14 protein-coding genes are annotated in these 18272 nt (G+C 52.7%); 5 read left to right on the top strand and 9 right to left on the bottom strand.

What is annotated here, in order from left to right; all coding sequences use genetic code 11:
• Nucleotides 1-136 precede the first annotated feature (136 nt).
• Nucleotides 137-1114: a polysaccharide deacetylase family protein gene (locus tag A8C75_RS08545; RefSeq protein WP_067387117.1), complete on the top strand. Its 978-nt coding sequence runs from the start codon at nucleotides 137-139 to the stop codon at nucleotides 1112-1114.
• A 236-nt stretch (nucleotides 1115-1350) separates the two neighbouring features.
• Here the strand turns inward: A8C75_RS08545 and A8C75_RS08540 are convergent, their stop codons facing one another.
• The 9 genes from A8C75_RS08540 to A8C75_RS08500 all read right to left on the bottom strand — a co-directional run bounded on the left by A8C75_RS08540 (nucleotide 1351) and on the right by A8C75_RS08500 (nucleotide 12406).
• Nucleotides 1351-2007 (bottom strand): tetratricopeptide repeat protein, encoded by a 657-nt coding sequence (locus A8C75_RS08540; RefSeq protein ID WP_067380755.1) that lies wholly within the window; start codon nucleotides 2005-2007, stop codon nucleotides 1351-1353.
• Nucleotides 2008-2238: 231 nt separating this feature from the next.
• The gene (locus tag A8C75_RS08535; RefSeq protein ID WP_084783884.1) at nucleotides 2239-3711 is read right to left on the bottom strand and encodes an oligosaccharide flippase family protein; all 1473 of its coding nucleotides are present in this window, start codon (nucleotides 3709-3711) and stop codon (nucleotides 2239-2241) included.
• Between the two features lie 50 nt (nucleotides 3712-3761).
• Entirely contained in the window at nucleotides 3762-4766 is a 1005-nt protein-coding gene (locus A8C75_RS08530; RefSeq protein WP_067380749.1) for a glycosyltransferase family 2 protein, read from the bottom strand.
• 16 nt (nucleotides 4767-4782) lie between these two features.
• Nucleotides 4783-6105, bottom strand: a complete 1323-nt coding sequence (locus A8C75_RS08525; protein ID WP_067380746.1) for a putative O-glycosylation ligase, exosortase A system-associated — start codon at nucleotides 6103-6105, stop codon at nucleotides 4783-4785.
• A gap of 13 nt (nucleotides 6106-6118) precedes the next feature.
• Entirely contained in the window at nucleotides 6119-8401 is a 2283-nt protein-coding gene (locus A8C75_RS08520) for a GNAT family N-acetyltransferase (RefSeq protein WP_067380743.1), read from the bottom strand.
• 333 nt (nucleotides 8402-8734) lie between these two features.
• Nucleotides 8735-9586, bottom strand: a complete 852-nt coding sequence (locus A8C75_RS08515) for a hydrolase 1, exosortase A system-associated (protein ID WP_067380740.1) — start codon at nucleotides 9584-9586, stop codon at nucleotides 8735-8737.
• On the bottom strand, nucleotides 9579-10394 hold the full coding sequence (locus tag A8C75_RS08510) for a hydrolase 2, exosortase A system-associated (protein WP_067380737.1): 816 nt from the start codon (nucleotides 10392-10394) through the stop codon (nucleotides 9579-9581). The genes A8C75_RS08515 and A8C75_RS08510 overlap by 8 nt, the downstream gene beginning before the upstream one ends.
• Nucleotides 10391-10639: a phosphopantetheine-binding protein gene (locus A8C75_RS08505; RefSeq protein ID WP_067380735.1), complete on the bottom strand. Its 249-nt coding sequence runs from the start codon at nucleotides 10637-10639 to the stop codon at nucleotides 10391-10393. Before A8C75_RS08505 ends, A8C75_RS08510 begins: the two co-directional genes overlap by 4 nt.
• A gap of 18 nt (nucleotides 10640-10657) precedes the next feature.
• Entirely contained in the window at nucleotides 10658-12406 is a 1749-nt protein-coding gene (locus tag A8C75_RS08500) for an asparagine synthetase B family protein (RefSeq protein ID WP_067380734.1), read from the bottom strand.
• A gap of 198 nt (nucleotides 12407-12604) precedes the next feature.
• Here A8C75_RS08500 and A8C75_RS08495 point away from each other — a divergent pair, with 198 nt between their 5' ends.
• The 4 genes from A8C75_RS08495 to A8C75_RS08480 are packed head-to-tail and all read left to right on the top strand — an operon-like array spanning nucleotide 12605 to nucleotide 18040.
• Nucleotides 12605-13627 (top strand): FemAB family XrtA/PEP-CTERM system-associated protein, encoded by a 1023-nt coding sequence (locus A8C75_RS08495; protein WP_067380732.1) that lies wholly within the window; start codon nucleotides 12605-12607, stop codon nucleotides 13625-13627.
• Complete coding sequence (xrtA, locus tag A8C75_RS08490; RefSeq protein WP_067380730.1) at nucleotides 13624-15171, top strand: exosortase A; 1548 nt, start codon at nucleotides 13624-13626, stop codon at nucleotides 15169-15171. Before A8C75_RS08495 ends, xrtA begins: the two co-directional genes overlap by 4 nt.
• 15 nt (nucleotides 15172-15186) lie before the next feature.
• Nucleotides 15187-16815 carry an acyl-CoA ligase (AMP-forming), exosortase A system-associated gene (locus tag A8C75_RS08485; RefSeq protein WP_067380728.1) on the top strand — a complete coding sequence of 543 codons (1629 nt, stop codon included), beginning with the start codon at nucleotides 15187-15189 and terminating at the stop codon, nucleotides 16813-16815.
• Complete coding sequence (locus A8C75_RS08480; RefSeq protein ID WP_227819865.1) at nucleotides 16802-18040, top strand: pyridoxal-dependent decarboxylase, exosortase A system-associated; 1239 nt, start codon at nucleotides 16802-16804, stop codon at nucleotides 18038-18040. Before A8C75_RS08485 ends, A8C75_RS08480 begins: the two co-directional genes overlap by 14 nt.
• Nucleotides 18041-18272 lie beyond the last annotated feature (232 nt).

Here is an 18272-nt window from a genome sequence, read left to right as displayed (position 1 = left end):
CCTGAAATTCCGCCTATTGGCACGCCCCCTTCACAGATACCGCCATCTGAGAACAGTTACGCACCACCCTGGGTCACCTATAATCCAAGAGGCTGCCAGCTGGATCAGTGTGTAAAACAGGATGAGGGACAGGTTGATGCTCCACCAACTTATGACACTGCTTTCGCTTCCCTTCAGCCGCAACAAGCTCAGCATCCTGAACTACCATCAGGTTCTCGCCAAACCAGATCCGCTACGCCCATGGGAGCCGGACAAGACCAAATTCGACTGGCATATGGCATTGCTCAGGCGCCACTTTCGACCACTAGCACTCGTCGAAGCCCTTGACCGTATCGAGGACGGTACCCTGCCTGCACGGGCAGTCTGCGTGACTCTGGACGATGGTTACCTGAACAACCTTGAAGTGGCTCTGCCAATCCTGGATCGCTACCAGATCCCGGCAACTGTATTCGTCGCCACGGCCTTCAGTAACGGTAACAACATGTGGAACGACCGGATCATCGATCTGCTCGCCAGCATTAAAGCCAATGCCATCGACCTTGAACCGGCGGGGCTTGGGCGCTGCACCCTAGACAGTGTCGCAACGCGCCGACAGCTAGCCAACCAGATCATCAGCCAGCTCAAGTACCTTGCCGTTGAAGACAGACTTAAAAAGGTAGACGAGCTCTATGCGGTCAATGGATCCCTATCCGAAACGCGCAAGATGTTGCGTCCAGATGAGGTGGCCAAGCTTTCCCGGGCGGGGATCGAAATTGGCAGTCATACCCACAACCACCCCATTCTCAAGGGGATGACGCCAGGCCAGCAACGCGAGGAAGTCGGCCGCAACAAGGCTCTGCTGGAGGCATGGACGGGCAAGCCAGTGCTGGGGTTTGCCTATCCCAATGGCCGCTTCGGCAAGGATATGGATACGGCGAACCTCGCCGTGATCAGGGAGCTGGGATTCCGATATGCTGTATCCACTGACGCAGGCTATACCACCCAGGACTCTGATCGCTTTGCCCTCAGGCGCTTCACGCCCTGGGACGCCATTGCGCTGAAATTCCATGCTCGTATGCTTCTGAACCTGTTGGCCAACGCTACTCCCGGTGGCGATCCTACGAAAGCCCCCTGAGGCCGCCAACCAGGGAGGACAAGCGCGATACAACCCGGCTGCTGGAGCTGGCACGCTGCCAATCTCACCTCGATCAGAACCAAGCCAAAGCAATTGAAAACCTAAACAAGGTTGGCGCTAGAGATGAAAATTGAAATACTAAATCCTTATAAAAATAAACGTTACCGTCGAACCATAATTCTTCCAAAAACACAGGTCTAAACTACATGTTATCAAAAAGCCTAATAAATCAGAACTCATTCAATAGAAACCTGCCTTTCCATGAGCATGTTTTTGAGCCCGGGAAGCGGGTATTTTTTACTATATGCCTTTCGCGCGTGAATTTCTGAATTTTTAACATCACCTAACTTTAAATAAGCCAGCCCAAGATTATAATGAACCTCAGCAGAATCCCGTATAGAAAGCGACTTCGTATAATTTTCTATCGAACTTTTGTAGTTACCTTTTCTAAACAGATAGTTACCATAAATATGGTAAACCCTATAGTCTTCAGGTTTAAATTGCTTTGCCCTAACAAAAAAACAATTTATTTCCTCTTGAATAAATGGATCAGTTTTTACACCTTCGTACTCACTATATTTTACGAGAGTTGTCAAGGCAGGGTAATGATTAGGAAATTTATTCAATGTATATCCAAGATCTCCCATTATCGATCCAGTTTCTCCACCCTTCTTTAAACCCTGCACATTATCTGTAAAGTGTCGCCTCTCAACCGTTTCAAGAATTCTACTGCGCTGTTTCTCGTCAGAATAATCGTATGGGCCATATTTTTCAGCATAAACATCCCCACAGGACCCATGAGAATATGCAGAAAAAACAATCCCCCCCCAAAAAAACATGACCTTGTTATAAAATAACAGGCCTGCTAAAAAACTCTTTCTATTTAGCAACATAACCAACTCCTTATTTCCCCAAAAAATCAAGAGAGATCACCCATACAGCTTAATCAGCATCAGCTAGACCTCAAACTCTTTGCATAGGGCCTTGAGATGGTTCGCCATACGCCGCTGCACACCCGCTTCCATCAGGGACCCTCGGTGAAAGCATGGTCACTTTTTTCATAATCCGCCTCCTAAAGTTACGTTACACACTCACAAACTATAAGCCAAAAAATACAGGTAGTATCACTTAACCTTCATACGAAAAAGCGAACGACAAGTGCGATGAAAGACACCGGCCACATTAAACACCTCTTTCTTCATCGGATGCTGTAGGACGAATACCCCGGCTAGCCAACCAACAGCCGCCAGCACGCCACTGACCGCCAGAACGGAAAAGTGGTAGTCTGAAAGCCCGTTTTCTATAGCGTAGAAAGCCGTCAGCGCCGGACCTAAGCAGGAGCAGGGAACCAGTATAAGAGACGGAAAGACAGCCTTTATGTGATCTGAAAATCTTAGCCCGAAGGTACGGTAGAGCGCTCGCTGCACACAAAAAATCTGGGTCAGAGCCACTACGCCAAACAGCATCACTACGTCTTCGAGGCTCAGCCAGATTGAACTGAGCAGCACCAGAACCTGGCCCCCCTGAATCGTCGATTCAACTGCCAGGTTGCGCTTCACTTCGCCGACTGCGATCAAAGACAGGCTGTAGAAAGTATAGGGCGTCACCAGCATCGCATAGATACAGATCAGCGACGCAAGGGGGGCCGAACGTTCCCACTGATTGCCAAACAGGAACAGGATGAGAGGCTCGGCTAAAACAGCCATAACCGCAAGAACCGGTGCCATGATAGCGACCAGGTAGCTCATCGACAGGCTGTACAGCTTGGCGCCATCCGCTCCCTGCCTGATCTCACTGGCAAAGGTCGGGAAATAGACCGTGCGCACCAGCGCAACGACCCTTGAGATCAGCATCTTCTTCAGGCCGTTGGCCCGGCTGAAGAAAGCCACTTCGACGAATCCGAGGGTACGGCCCAGGATCAGGTCAGGCGCTCCGTTGCCAATTTCCCGGATAATTGAAGCCAGACCGGTCAACGAGCCAAATTTAACCGCTTCTCCCAAACCCCGGACGGTCGGCCACATAAAGATTTCCCCGGGTCTGACATAGTTCAGCCACACGACCTTGAAGACGTGCGCAGCCAGAGCTCCCCAGGCCATGCTCAGGTAACTTTGCCCGGCATAGGCACAACCGATGGTTACCAGGGTCTGCACCAGGTTTGTAAGCCACATGTTAGTGGCCAGGTAGTGAAACTGGAGTTCCCGGTGCATTAGCGCCAGTAGCGGCGTACCAAACGGAAGGATAAGAAAGTTGACGCAGAGAATACCCAGAACCTCGGCCACGCCAGGATGATTATAAAGCAGTGCAAGCGGCTCACGGACGGTAAACAGGATAAGCGCCAACAACCAGGAGGAGTAGAGCGTAACCGAGAATGCCGCCCGGAACTCCTGCCGCCCTACCGCTTCGGCCTGGACCAGATACTCGGCAACACCAAAGTCACGGAAGGTATGCGCCACACCCAGTACCGCCACGGATACAGAGTAAATACCGATCTCCGCCGGCGTTAGCACACGTGATACAACGATCACACTTGCAAAGCTGAGGGCGAAAGAGATGAAATGGGCCACGCCCATCCGGCTGAGATTTTTTCTGACAGCCATAGCGCTATACCTCCCTTTCCATCTGTCTGGCCAGACAAGGCAAGGAACGTCTACGCACGTGATCTCACCTTGCTCATCATGACCTGCAAAAGATTGGGAACAAACATCACGATAAAGGCTGGGTCGCTCCAGGACGCCCGAAGTACCAGCCGCCAGTCGCACTTCTGTCCCGTTTTGAGTAAATGAACGATGCTGGCAACTAGTGAATACCGGGTATCCGTCAACTGCGTGGCAACAAAGGCGCGGTGGTTATCCTCAAGGTTCAACTCTGCCAATATGCACTTGGAAAGTTTGAGGTAACTGGTCAGCAGCACCAAGGATTCAGGAGTCCCCCACCCAGCACTGTCAAAAATATTAACGCCGCGCCCCTCATCAACAAGGACCAGGGCAGCGAAAGCCACCTTATCGGTCTTCTGGCTCAACTCAAGCTTAAACAACCGGTCCTGACCATTGAACAGTCGCGCACTGAATCTCAAATCCGGGGCAATTTCAAGCCGGTACACCAGCGCTGATGTGCTAATGATGTTGCTCCGTTTGATGGCGTAGCCAAAAAAATCGCCGGAGAATGCATACAATGGCCGTTCGCAGCCCAAAGAGCAGTGATTGGAGGCAACAAGATCAAGCCCCGCCTCGGACTTCCATTCGAAGCGCGTATCAGCGAAGCCGGATCGGCGGCTATTGGCAAAAAAAAGGTCATAACCACGTTGCATGGCCTCCATGGCATGGAGCAAGAAATCCTCCCGCCAACAATCGTCGGAATCAATGAAAGCCACATACCGGGTACCATACGGCATATGATCCAGACCGTTGTTTCTAGCCGCCCCTGGGCCTGCATTATCCTGATTGATAATAGTTAGCCTTCGATCTTTCGACTGCAGATCAGCTAACTCTTCGCTGGCTGGAATCGGAGAGGCATCATCAATGACGATAACCTGGATACTGAATTCCCCCTGCTGAGAAAATATAGACTCAACACACCTTTTCAACAACCCCCTCTCCGATTGATAGTAGGGTATTATAACGCTAATCAATTGATAAAAATTTGAATCACCCATACATACCACCAACTATTTACATCGTAATTTCACGGTCCTGTTCTGCCCTACTCAAAAGATAATTTTTTCTATCATCAACAGCATGAATTTTACTAAGCTCCTTTTTCACAATGACATAAACCGAAATAATTGTTATCACGAAATGATAAGGTAAATCGAAGTATGCCAATGATAAAAAAGCTCCGCCTACAAGATAGGCGACCAAAGAAACCTGAAGATAACGGCATAACAATCCCGCCCACTTAAGTGACTCCACATTTTTTGACATCATTATTACCTTACTGGCGATCCTCCATGTTGCAAGAAAAACCATAAGATAGCTAATAAATGCCATCCACCCATGTTTCCCCAAAACCTGTATATAGTTGCTGTGAAATGCGACAAAATCATTCGGATCAGGTGCATAAATAATGAAATTGCTCGGAGTCTCCGCATTGAAACCTCGGGAAAACGGATGTGAAAAAGACATGTTTACCCCTGCCCTCCATGCATTCAACCTGCTTGCAGAGGAACTTTCTCTGACCTCTCCGGCCTCCTCATCTACAAAAATTGTACCCATTCTCTGATGCCAATTGTCAGGCATAAAATTATAAACAGCAGGTAACAAAGCAAGAAGAATCACAAAAGAAATAAGTTTCTTATTAGTTTTCGCCAATAAAAACAAAGCACATGCAATTACTGCAAGAAAGGCGCCCCGTGATTGAGATCCAAAAGCCGCTACGACCATCAACACAGCACAGAGTAAAAGAAGATACTTAAGTCGCTTGTCCGACTGGTTAGCACTGAAGTATACAAACACAGGAGCCACCATCAAATTAGTAACGGCCATAGCGTTATTTTCTTTAAAAAAGCTTCCGCTCGGACCATAAACGCGAAATTCCCCTCCGGTAAAAATTGTAAAAACACCACCCTTTACGCCATAAAATCCTATACTTAATGCGACAACAAGCAAAGCCAACTCAATTCTCTTCCTTGAGGTAAGCATAGCAAGTATAACCAGCGTAAAAAACTGAACTTTAAATACTTTCATGGCCAGTTCATTAATAAAGGGTGTCTTGTCGTGTAAAATCCAGGACAAAAACACCATTATATAAAACACAAATAACCAAATAATGGGTTTTTCAAGCGCTATTTTTTTTGGTTCATTACTGATAAAAAATGCAAAAATAGTAGTGACTCCAATCAGCATTGCCACAGGAAATTCAAACATGAACCCCCAAGTATGACTCTGTGGCAGCATGTAACTAACCCAACACCACATAAGCACACCGAAGAATGGCCGCCTAAAAATAAAGGGTATAGAACCCACAATTATTAGAAAAAGAAGAATATCACGCACATATAACCCTCCCTTATACGCGGTTTAAATTTCCCGCTTCACTTTTTGTTCTGGAAAAATATTTTTTTATCTTTGAAATCTCGTTAATTAACAAAACCATCATTCCTGAAAGGCTACGATAGTTAACAATTTGAACTCCGTACAGGCATCGACTCCGGTCCATCCATTCCTTTTTAAAGAAATCCAAACCGGTAAGAAAATCTATTACTTCCACATTATCTATCTTTATTACTCGCTCAATCATTTTCGTAGTAAGTACCGTGCCAGGGGATAAATTTTTATAATTTTTATCGTAGGCAAGCTTATAAATATAAGCAACTCTATTAGCCACCACCCACAATTGAACAGCAATGGGCTTACCATCAACATCTAGAACACCTAATCTAAGACGGTTTTTTTTGGCACACATCCTTGCAAATCCATTAATGAATTCCGGATAGGGCTCATCGTTCTTCCAACTGTTTTCGTATACCCTGTGATAATCTTTCAACTTTGATTCAATCGAGTCTAATTCTGTATATATACAGACAGACCAGCCACCGACAGCATCCAGCTTCTTAAATTTTCGTTTAACTGTATTGACTACACGCGAAGAACGACTTGAAATATAATTTTCAAAATTTTCACAACTATCATGATAAAAATTCTTAGTGATAAAATAGTCGAACTTCCAAATTTTCACCCCACTTATTTTTAGGATATCATTCCTAGCCTCGATACTTACAGGGTAAAAATCAACGAGATCCCACCCCTTCATCTCTTTCCATAGATACGTCATGAAAAAACTGTAAGCATATTCTCTGGTCGTAAGACTGGCGTCAATAATGACGTCATATATAGGAGAGTAGTAGTTTGATAGCCCAGTGAGCTTTCGAACCTTTACACCATGAAAACGCCCTTCGTTACGCCACATCGGCAGTACTGCTACCGCACGACCATTATTGTCTGCCATGCACAGGAAGAATACATCTCCAGCACCGGTCGCAACGGTTGCGCTAAAATTATCAAACCAATCGCGGCCCAAAAATATCGAATCCTGATCCTTCTCCTCAAGCAGCCTCAGGAAAACATCGGGCAGGGCATTAATCCGCGGATAACTTGACACCTCCACTTCAGGAGCGGGAGCGTTCTGTTTTTCCACCATAAGCCTGGCCAGGGAGTGCGACATCCGATAGAGCGCCTTGCGTGAGCTTCGCAGGAAGGGCTTAAGATCTCGCCGGCTAAAAAAACTGAACACAGGGCGCTTTAGTTTCCCGTGGCCAGGCACAAAGCGAGGAAGGTATTTAACAGGCCCAAATGCATCCCTTTCACTGTCAAACCAGATTGTCGGCGTGTAATTTCCTGTACTGACAGGAACTGCCTGCCCGGTCGAACGGAGATACTCGATTGCAGGCAGATCACAACCCGCTCGGATGCAAAGACCCACCCAAAAATCGGTGCGTCCAACCGTCGGCTCTATGACCCAGTAGCGTCCAGCTGCATCCCGTTTGAATTCCAGCGACACCGGTCCGCACAAGCCCAGCCCATTGAAAAAGATCTTTGTCAGGTCACGTAGTTCGGGCATATCAACAGAAACCGCAACAGTGGTCTGCCCCAGCGCCGGCGGGAAAGACGCCAGTTTGTTACCCTCAAAATTGACTAGCGGGAGCCCATTGTCCAGGTAGAGCGCACAGAAATAGAGGTCCTTGTCAGTACCGCTTACCCATTCCTGGACGAGAAAAGGATAGTCGTCGGGGTAATGATCGACCACAGCTTCAAGCTCCGCGACTGACGTGCACTTGATCGCCTTAAATCCAGACTGAGGGTTGGCAGGTTTGATAATAAAAGGCTGTTTCAGCGATGACACCTGATATTTTAGGTCACCTCTACTTTCCAGCACCACGGAAGCCGGGTAGTTGAGACCTACCGCCTTGCACCGACCCTCGATATTGCTCTTGAGCAGAAGCTTTTGGACCTGATCGACGCAACCTTCCCAACTGAGGATATAAGCCCCCCTGAGCCGCTCGATGTTGCTGGCAATTACCCGTACATTGCTATCATTCGAGGGAAACAGCACTATGTCACGCGATAATGGTATCCGTTGTCGAAAGGCACGCAGATCGTCGACCAGGGAGTTGTCCTTGATGCTTTCCACGTAATGAATATGGGCAGAATTCGTCAGTGCTCCCGGTATCGACGAATTGGCTTCAAAGGCGTGCACTTCAATTCCCAGGCGTTGCAGAGACCGCGCAATAGCCAGTCCGTGACTGCAAAGCCCGACCACCAGAGCACAGGGTGCGTTCTGAGGAAGTATCATCCCAACTCCTGCCGTGCACTTTCGTTGTTCAAAGACCGCAACCGTTGGCGACGCCGCCTTCCCATTACCCATTTGAGCCTGCCCGTGATCTAGCAGCCTCTCGGACTTAACACTGATCTACTGCGGAAAAGCCGACTCTTTTCGGTAAAGAGGGGTCATTTTTGTTTACTCTCTATAGAAGCACTATGCACAAGCTACATCCCTGTAGCTTGCCTGGTGGGCAGCTTACGCTGTGTAAATCGGCTATCCTGCCGATTTATCTCCTCAAAAGAGCCTCAAAACTGCCTCAAAACGGACTTTCCCTCGCTACGATCGGCCAAGCCCGACAGGCTGCTAGTCCCTGAAACTGGTTACAAATATCTGGGTTTGCCGCGCCACCCAATCCTTGGCTTGCCGGGTCGAAAATGTATGATCCGCACTATCCAGACACACCCGGGACACCGACCGCTCCTCGACCAGTTGCGCCCACGCAGCATCTTGGGCGAGCTGCCGGGAAAATGTTTTGGCCGTCAGATCATTGCCGCTTAGCACCAACAGAACCCTTCCCGGGTATTTATTCAAGCCCTCGAACATGCGCTGCTGATAGCAATTGTCAGAGGACTCTTTCGCTTTGGCCGCGCCTTTGTCACCGATCAGTGCCTGCCAAAGCGTGCAAACAAACTCCCATACACTGCCCACAAGGTTTCCTTTACCCTGTTTCAACTTGCGCCAAAAGCCCGGATCCAAAAACCGGCGCCTGTAATAGTGGGAGACTTGAGCCTGGGCCTTCGCCTGGCGATTCTCCAGCCAGGGATTCAGTAATACGAGGCCGGCCAGGCGCGGATCCCGGTGAGCGTATATCAGTGCTGCAGAGGCGCCATCGCACAGCCCCCAGAGCACGATACTCTCGAGCTCGGGACAATGTTGCTGGAAACAGTTAACCGCAGCGGCAATGTCGGCATCCAGATCATCGAACGCCTTTTTCTCCCCGCTGCTATCCCCCATTCCCGTGACATCAAAGCGCAGCACGGAGATGCCCTGGCTTGCCAACGCCCTCGCTAAATGAACAAATTGACGGTGACTTCCAACCCGATACTGCGGACCTCCCACCACGATAACAACCCCGACACTTGCGCGATCAACCAAGTGCAGGATAGCCGCCAGTTGCTGGCCCTGACTCGTGAAACAGAATGCGTGCTCAGGCATGGCACACCCCGTTGGCTTCCTTCAGACATTTCAGCGTCAATATAGTCAAGCTATCTGCATCGTACGTATCTGGAACTTGCCAAAACGGCACACCGGTACATGCTTCTATGGTCAGCCTGTCACCAGGCCACTGAGCATGAAGCCTGGAGGCAGTCAGTGGCACCTTCTCGCTCGCGGCCTCGATCCAGATAACACTGACCTTTTCCATCCAGGTTGAAGGTTGCATAGAGAGGGCGCTGATCTGAGAGACCAAACCTGAACTCATTGGGTATCCGGCCACCTCCACCGTCTCACCCTCCAGACAACGCCGGTACCAGTTAATCTGATCGTCTCCTCGCCCCTGCATCATCTCGCTCATCTGCTTGAGACGAAAAAACTGGTTCATCAATTGATGACCATTGATGACTGGCTTCCAGAGCAGCAAACGGTCCACCGCTTCCGCACCACGATCATCGACGTAGTGGGCTGCCAACAAACCGCCAAGTCGCAATCCCCAAAGGGTCACCGAGGAGCGTTGCTTTTGCCCTATCCACACCAGCGTGGCTTCGATATCGTTGAGCCACCCCGGAACCCTGGCTTCATCGAATTCCCCTTCACTGTCACCGGTACCGAAATAATCCAGCAGCACGACAAAATAGCCCGCCTCGGTCAACATTCGGGCCTGCCTGGCCACTACAGCACGAGAGAGATTCATCTCTTCCGCAAAAGGAGGCAGGAACAGCACAGCGTGCTCGGCGGAGCAATCCCCGAAAGCGGCCAAATAAAGACGCCCCTGACCTCCAGCAATGAAGTGCCCCTGGTACTTCACCTGCCCAAATGCTCCGTCACAAAATTCACCAGTGCGCCCAGGGTTTCAAAGCATTCGGCACTAACGTCATCGTCGTCGATAAGGATTCCGAACTCGTCCTCCAGGGTGGTGAGAAAGGTGACTATGGCCATTGAGTCCAGTTCGGCAACATGTCCGATCAACGGGGCATCGCGATCCATCAAGGCGATATCGCCTCTGGCCGTGGCGGCTATCAGCAGATTTTTTACAGTCGTTTCATAATCCATATTTTGGTTTCCCAGCGATCAATAATTCCGATCGAGCCACAACGCCAACACCATCAGCACCCACACCAGCTCGCCATAATACGAGGCGTGCCCGCTCTTATGACGGTGGATTGCCTCATCGATAAACGTCTTCTCGAAAAGATCGTACCGTTGCAGGGAATCGATCGCCTCATAGGCCAGCTTCTGCAGTTTTGGCTGGTCTTTGGTCCAGAGTCCGAACGGCAATCCGAACCCATGCTTGGTCTTGTGGATAATCTTGTTCGGAAGAAAACCGTCCATCGCCCTTTTGTACAGATGGCGCAGGTTGCCACGGGTCAGCTTGATGCCTGCCGGAACGCGCAATGAAAAATCTACCAGACGGTCGTCTAACATAGGATAGACCACGTCCACCCCAGCCAGCCGGCACATACTGCTGACCTTGACCAGGTCGTTGTCCGCCAGGGTATGCTTCCAGTCAAGGTAAAGCAGGCGATCCAGCGGGCTGGCATCGGGTAGCGCATCGTAGAGCTGCTGGCACTGCCGGTCGGGTTCAAACAGGTCGACGCCCTTGACGACACTGGCCGAAAATATCGCTTTGCGGTCAAGCAGATTGAGGAAGTTGTAGTATTGGACGTTCTCCGGGACCGTCATCTTTAGCTGTCGGACAAAGCTCTTGGCTTTGCCCAGCAACGCGGGAGTATCCGGTAGCGGGGAGCGCAGCAGGGTAAGATCCAGCGTTCCAATCAGGGGTCTGAGCCTTTGCCGCCAGCGATCCAGTTGCAGCTGAGTGGCATAACGCTGATTGCCGGCAAAGAGTTCGTCGCCGCCGTCACCGGCGATCAACCGGTTGACCCCCTGGGATCTGGCCAGTTGCGCGCAGAAATAAGTGGGGATTACCGAGCTGTTGCCGAAGGGCTGATCCATACTGCCGACCACCTGCGGCAGCGCCGCCACGACGTCTTCCGGTGTCATGCAATGTTCGTGGCCATTGAGACCGAAGTGTTCGACCGCCGTACGGGCATAGTCGATCTCATCGTAGCGCGCGACCGGGAAGCCGATGGAGAATACATCGGGGCTTGGAATCGATTGAGAGACCAGCCCGGCAAGACTCGAACTGTCCAGGCCGCCGCTGAGAAAACAGCCTGTCTTGTCCTTGATACAATAATCGGCCACGACGTCCTGCATCAGTACAAACAGCTCGTCGGCCAACTGCTGTTCACTCTGCGATGCCTGCTGATCAAACGCAGGCTGCCACCAAGTCTCGCTAGACAGCGTTCCCTGGCACCATGAGACCCGTTGGGCGGGCTCGAGACAATAAACACCTTCATAGACGGTTCTCGGGCTGGGGATCATATGGTGGTACAGATAGTTGACCACCGCCTGCCGGGAGAGGGCCAGGGGCTCGGTAGCGGCTCCGCGGAGCGCTTGAAGGCTGTCCGCTACGATCAGGCCGCTGGATACTGATTGGTAGTAGAGCCGATGGGTCACAAAACGGTCGGAAAAAAGATGGCAGGTGCCAGAGCGCCGGTCGTCGATTATCAGGGCGTAGTGGCCGGTCAACGCCTGAACACATTGGCCGCCCAGATCGCGATAGAGTTGCCCGATCAATCCGGGGGCCGCCTCGCCTCTGCATTTTTTTTGCAGCGGCTGGCCGTAGCAGTAGATCTCGCACCCATGCACCGACGCCCGTTGCCACTTGTCGCTGGCGTTGAGGTCATTCGAGTCACTGATAAGGACCTGAACTGCAGCCTTGGCGGGCTCTGTTGATAATTCTGCACTATCCGGCATCAGCAGTGCCCTTCCTCCTGCGCTGCACAATGGACATAGCGCAGTGTAGTACGCATCTTTGCCTCTGGCCTGCAGCAACAAAAAACTCGCGAACACCTCAGCCCTGCACTATCTTTTTCCCACCTGTGTATCAATGCCATTGCTACGTCTTGACATTATCGGCTTCCAAGGTTCGCTAACTGTGAAAGGATTTTACACATGGTTGTGATCAAGACATTGGACCTGAATACACAAGACCGCTGGGATCAGTTTGTTGAGACGTGCGAAGAAGCCACCTTTTTCCACAGGGCCGGCTGGAAATCCGTGATCGAATCAACGACCGGTCACACCTCTTACTACTTCTATGCCGAGCAGGACGGTCAAATCTGTGGCGTTTTGCCTCTGGTTGAGGTCAAGAGCCTGCTGTTTGGCCATTCACTGGTGTCCACCCCGTTTTGCGTCTACGGTGGCGTCGCGTCGATCAGCGACGCGGCGACCGTCAAGCTTCTCGACCACGCCAAGACTCTGGCGGAAACGCTGGGGGTCGACTATCTGGAACTCAGACACCGCCAGGCCAAAAGCCCTGACTGGCTCGCCAAACACAAGCACGCCACTTTCCGTCGCCCCCTGAGTAACGATGCAGGCAACCTGCAGGCGATGAAGCGCAAACAGCGTGCGGTTATCCGACAGGCGATCAGCAATGAACACACCGCGACTATCGAGACTGGCCTTGATCAGTTTTTTCATGTTTATTCCACCAGTGTCAGAAACCTGGGGACACCGGTGTTTTCACGGCGTTTTTTCCAGGCCCTGCAGGCGGTTTTCAAGCACGACTGCGAAGTACTCACCATCCATCACCAGGGCAGGCCGGTCAGCAGCCTGATGAGTTTTTATTTCCGCGATGAGGTACTGCCCTACTATGGGGGCGGGCTGCCGGATTCGCGCAACCTGAAAAGCATGGATTTCATGTACTGGAATCTGATGCAGCGAACTACGGCCAGGGGGCTTGCGACCTTCGATTTCGGTCGCAGCAAAATTGACAGCGGCCCCTATCACTACAAGCGACACTGGGGTTTTAAACCCGAACCGCTCTGTTATGAATACCATCTGGTCAAAGCGACCAAGCTTCCGGATAACAGCCCCAATAACCCCAAGTACCGTTACTTTATTAAGCTCTGGCAGCACTTGCCGCTGGGGTTGTCCCAGCAACTAGGCCCCTATCTGTCGAAGAACCTGGCATGACCACTTTCGAGCCCACCATAAACCGCGGTACGCCGCGCCTTCAGCTCAAGCGTCAGCAACGCAAAGCGCTGCTGACGCTGGCTCTGCTGGTGCTGGTTTACGCGGCAGTCTTCTGGCCCAGCCTGATGTCCATGGCGGCGATCTGGTGGCGCTCGGAAACCTATGCCCATGGGATGCTGATCCCCCTGATCAGCCTCTGGCTGATCATCCGTAAAGGTCCGCAATTGACCACCCTCGAAATGGGACCGGATTGGAGCGCGCTGATTCCATTGCTGGGATTGTGTTTTGTCTGGTTGCTGGGGCTGGCCGCCGATGTGCTGGTGGTGGAACAGATGGCCGCCATTTTGATCTTGATTGCCCTGGTGGTCGTCACTCTGGGCAGAACGGTCGCCAAGACCTTGGCATTTCCTTTGGCCTACCTGATCTTCGCCGTCCCCTTTGGCGATCAACTAACGCCGTATCTGCAACAGGTCACCGCAGATATCACGGTTCAGGCGCTGCAGCTCAGTGGCGTGCCGGTCTATTTCAACGGCCTCCTTATCGAAATCCCCAGCGGTCGTTTCGAGGTTGCCGAGGCCTGCAGCGGGCTGCGCTACCTGATCGCCTCCGTTGCCCTCGGGACCCTTTATGCCCACCTCACCTATCGTCGCCTGCGCAGCCGTCTGATCTTTATCGCCGCATCCGCATTGATGACGGTGCTGGCCAACGGCATACGCGCCTATCTGATTGTACTGATCGCCCACCTGTCCGATATGAAATATGCCACCGGGGTCGACCATTTGATCTACGGCTGGCTGTTCTTCGGCCTGGTGGTGATGTTGATGTTCTGGATCGGCAGTTGGTGGCGAGACCCTGAACCGGCTTTCAATCCAGACCAGAAGACCAGCGCCGTGAGCTCCTTGATGGAGGACAGGCCGCGCTCCCGGGTCTATGCGGCTCCGGCAGCCGCGCTAGTGATTTTGCTGCTAACCTGTACTTGGGGTCAGTTGATGAAGCTCACACCACAGCTTTCTGCCTTGCCCATCCAGCAGTTTTCCTTACCCCCATGGACCCAGCAAGCCGCCGACGCGCTGGACTGGCGCCCGAAATTTGTCGGGGCCGACCGAATTTTCCACGCAACTTACCGGCTGGATCACGACGCCACCGTCGGTCTTTATATTGCCGACTACCAATCCGAACATCAGGGCAAGGAGCTGATTAGCGGCGTTAACCGGTGGTACACCACCAATGCCTGGACGCCGGCGGGTCGCACTACTCGAACGGTCCCGGTCGGTTCCGGTCAACTCAAGGTCAATGTGCTCGAGCTGAGGACCCTGGATGGCAACATGCGACGAATCTGGTACTGGTTTTACGCCTACAAGCGGCCCGTCGCCAACCCCATGGAGGTCAAGCTGCTGCAAGCCCTGAACAAACTTAGCGGTGCGCACGAAGTGGTCAGCGGATACGCGCTGGCAGTGGATTATGAGGACAGCCTCACCGCCGATGCGACCCTGACTCGCTTCATCAAGGACAGCTGGCCCGAACTGGCGACAACCAGCCCCTGAATATCAGGACAGACGATGAATACGCGCACGCACTATCTCCTGCACCATCTGATCGAAACCAGGGCCGCTCAAACACCCGCACAACCTGCCTTATCCCACAGGCAGGAGCAGATCTGTTACGGCGAGCTTTCTACAAGGGTGCAACAGCTTGCTAGCGGGCTGGGAGAACTGGGCCTGCAGCGCTATGAACGCGTAGCCATCTACCTGCCCAAACAACACGAAACCGTGATCAGCCTGTTCGCCGCCACGCGGGCGGGCGGGGTCTTCGTACCCATCAATCCGGTCCTGAAACCGCCGCAGGTCCAGCATATACTCAGCGACTGCAATGCCCGCATTCTGATCACCAGCCACGCACGGCTGCAGCAACTGGCCCCGAACCTGGCGCACCTGCGTGATCTTAAGCAGGTGGTTCTGATAGACGACAACCTGTCCTGCGAACATGCCCCATACTCCCGTGTGTCTTGGCATCAGCTCCAGGGCGCGCCGATCTGCAGCGCGTCACCGGGTTCCGTAACCGACACCGATATGGCTGCCATCCTCTATACTTCCGGCAGCACGGGAAAACCCAAGGGAGTGGTACTGTCTCACCGTAATCTGATCGTCGGTGCCCAGAGCGTTGCCGGCTATCTCGACAACACACCGCAAGATCGTATCCTGGTGGTTCTGCCGTTGAGCTTCGACGCCGGCCTCAGCCAAGTCACAACGGCGTTCGAATCCGGCGCCTGCTGCTATTTGATGGACTATCTGCTGCCCAACGATGTTCGACGCCAGGTCGCCCGACACCGAATAACCGGAATCACAGCAGTACCGCCGCTGTGGAACCAGATCGCCTCGCTGGAATGGAGCCAAGATGCGGCAAGCTCAGTACGCTATTTTGCCAATACGGGCGGACATATGCCGCAATCCTTGCTGACCAGACTGCGCAGGCTCTTTCCCAACGCCCAGCCGTTCCTGATGTACGGCCTGACCGAAGCGTTTCGCTCCACCTATTTGCCTCCAGAGCAGATCGATTTCAAACCAGGGTCTATCGGCAAAGCGATCCCCAACGCCGAGGTGCTGGTATTGAGGGAGGACGGGGTCCCCTGCCAACCCCATGAACCCGGGGAACTGGTTCACCGCGGCCCCCTGGTGAGCCAGGGTTACTGGAACGACCCGGAGAAAACCCGCGAGCGTTTCAGGCCCCTTCCCGGTCAAGCCGAGGGGCTGGTGTTTAAGGAACTGGCGGTCTGGTCGGGCGATACTGTCACCCGGGATGAAGAGGGGTATCTCTATTTTGTCGGCCGCAGGGACGAAATGATCAAAACCTCCGGCTACCGGGTCAGCCCCGACGAGATCGAGGAGATGGCTTACCAAAGTGGCCTTATTCGCGAAGCTGCGGCTGTCGGTGTGCCTCATGCAACTCTAGGCCAGGCAGTCCTGCTGATTGTGACAGTGCCCGCGACAACAGACTCCACGGAGTCATGCCTCGACGCCCTGCTGCAGCGATGCCGCGAACAACTGCCCAATTTTATGGTGCCACATAAATGTATCCTTGAAGCCGAGCTGCCACGTAACCCCAACGGAAAAATCGACCGCCGACTCCTCGCCCAGCGGTACGCTGACTTATTCGATGACCTTTCGGAGCCACCTCATGCCGACGGTTAACCCCTTAGGTCACAGCACTCAGTGGCCGGATATACGCCACAATGAGCTCTATATCGGCGGCCTGCCCTTGTCCCGGCTCGCCGCTCAAATGTCCCAAACGCCTTTCTACGCCTATGATCGCCCGTTGATTGCTCAACGAATCGCCGAACTTCGCAGGCTGCTGCCGGCTGGCATCCAGCTCCATTACGCCCTCAAGGCCAATCCTATGCCGGCGCTGGTGAATTTCATCGCGCCACTGGTCGATGGTTTCGACGTCGCATCGCATCAGGAAATGCTGGTGGCGATCAATGGCGGTAAAGCCGCCAGCGAGATCAGCTTTGCCGGTCCAGGCAAGACTCGGCGCGAAATCGAAGCCGCAGTCGCCGCCGGCATCATCATCAATGCCGAGTCTTTCGCTCAAATCGATCAGGCGGCGCGGGCCGGCGTCGAACTGGGTATAGCACCCCGAATCGCTGTCAGACTCAATCCGGAGTTTGAATTAAAGTCCTCGGGCATGCGCATGACCGGCGGTGCCAAGCCGTTCGGGATTGATACCGAGCAATTCCCCGAACTGATCGAAAAGATGCGAGGACTGGACCTGGAGCCGGAAGGGCTGCATCTCTATACCGGCTCCCAGAACCTGAATCCGGCAGCCATTTGCGAAGCACAACAAGCAGTGGTAAACCTTGTCTGTGAGCTGATCAAGCGGTTCACGCTCAGGTTGCGCTTTATCAATATCGGAGGGGGATTCGGTATCCCATACTTCCCGGGGGAATCCCCCCTGGACCTTACGAGTGTCGCCGACCAACTGTACCGGCTACAGAAACAAACCCAACAGGCCTCCCCCAAGACCGCGCTGGTCCTGGAGCTGGGGCGTTACCTGGTAGGAGAAGCAGGCATCTATGTCTGTAAAGTGCTGGAGCGTAAAAGATCCCGAGGCACTGTCTACCTGATCACCGACGGCGGTCTGCATCATCACCTTGCCAACTCCGGCAACTTTGGGCAGGTCCTGCGCAAAAATTATCCGATACTGATCGGCAACCGCGCTGAAGGCGAGGAAAAAGAACAGGTCACCGTCGTCGGACCACTCTGCACCCCGCTGGATATCCTTGCCGAAAAAGTGATATTGCCGAAAGCGCAACCAGGCGATTGGGTGGTCATTCGTCAGTCCGGCGCCTATGGCCTGACCGCAAGTCCGCAACAGTTTTTGGGCCACCCTCCCGCAACTGAAGTGCTAATCGGGTAATGAGGTGGGCTTTCGACGTCTACACTGATGTTACCGGTTCTCATAAGCCTGAGAACCGTTGATTGGCCGGGACGGCTGGCGCTCAGGCGCGGACGTTATGGCAGGATGCCGATATAAAGCGAAACTCCCGAAATTTTCGGCACCATGCTTGCCGAGATATTTTCAACACCGGGCTGAATCGCTGCTTGAAGCGTCCGCACTAGAATTCTAATATTTCCAATATTGCGGCTCA

This window comes from Marinobacterium aestuarii (assembly GCF_001651805.1).
GTDB classification, from domain to species: Bacteria; Pseudomonadota; Gammaproteobacteria; order Pseudomonadales; family Balneatricaceae; genus Marinobacterium_A; species Marinobacterium_A aestuarii.
The sequence above is the reverse complement of the archived record's forward strand: the minus strand, read 5'-3'. Positions and strand labels throughout refer to the sequence as shown.

Bases quoted from the DNA above. Each gene is read 5' to 3' on its own strand.
- A8C75_RS08545 (WP_067387117.1), top strand. From the start codon at position 137: ATGCTCCACCAACTTATGACACTGCTTTCGCTTCCCTTCAGCCGCAAC.
- A8C75_RS08540 (WP_067380755.1), bottom strand. From the start codon at position 2,007: ATGTTGCTAAATAGAAAGAGTTTTTTAGCAGGCCTGTTATTTTATAAC.
- A8C75_RS08535 (WP_084783884.1), bottom strand. From the start codon at position 3,711: ATGGCTGTCAGAAAAAATCTCAGCCGGATGGGCGTGGCCCATTTCATC.
- A8C75_RS08530 (WP_067380749.1), bottom strand. From the start codon at position 4,766: ATGGGTGATTCAAATTTTTATCAATTGATTAGCGTTATAATACCCTAC.
- A8C75_RS08520 (WP_067380743.1), bottom strand. From the start codon at position 8,401: ATGATACTTCCTCAGAACGCACCCTGTGCTCTGGTGGTCGGGCTTTGC.
- A8C75_RS08515 (WP_067380740.1), bottom strand. From the start codon at position 9,586: ATGCCTGAGCACGCATTCTGTTTCACGAGTCAGGGCCAGCAACTGGCG.
- A8C75_RS08505 (WP_067380735.1), bottom strand. From the start codon at position 10,639: ATGGATTATGAAACGACTGTAAAAAATCTGCTGATAGCCGCCACGGCC.
- A8C75_RS08500 (WP_067380734.1), bottom strand. From the start codon at position 12,406: ATGCCGGATAGTGCAGAATTATCAACAGAGCCCGCCAAGGCTGCAGTT.
- A8C75_RS08495 (WP_067380732.1), top strand. From the start codon at position 12,605: ATGGTTGTGATCAAGACATTGGACCTGAATACACAAGACCGCTGGGAT.
- xrtA (WP_067380730.1), top strand. From the start codon at position 13,624: ATGACCACTTTCGAGCCCACCATAAACCGCGGTACGCCGCGCCTTCAG.
- A8C75_RS08485 (WP_067380728.1), top strand. From the start codon at position 15,187: ATGAATACGCGCACGCACTATCTCCTGCACCATCTGATCGAAACCAGG.
- A8C75_RS08480 (WP_227819865.1), top strand. From the start codon at position 16,802: ATGCCGACGGTTAACCCCTTAGGTCACAGCACTCAGTGGCCGGATATA.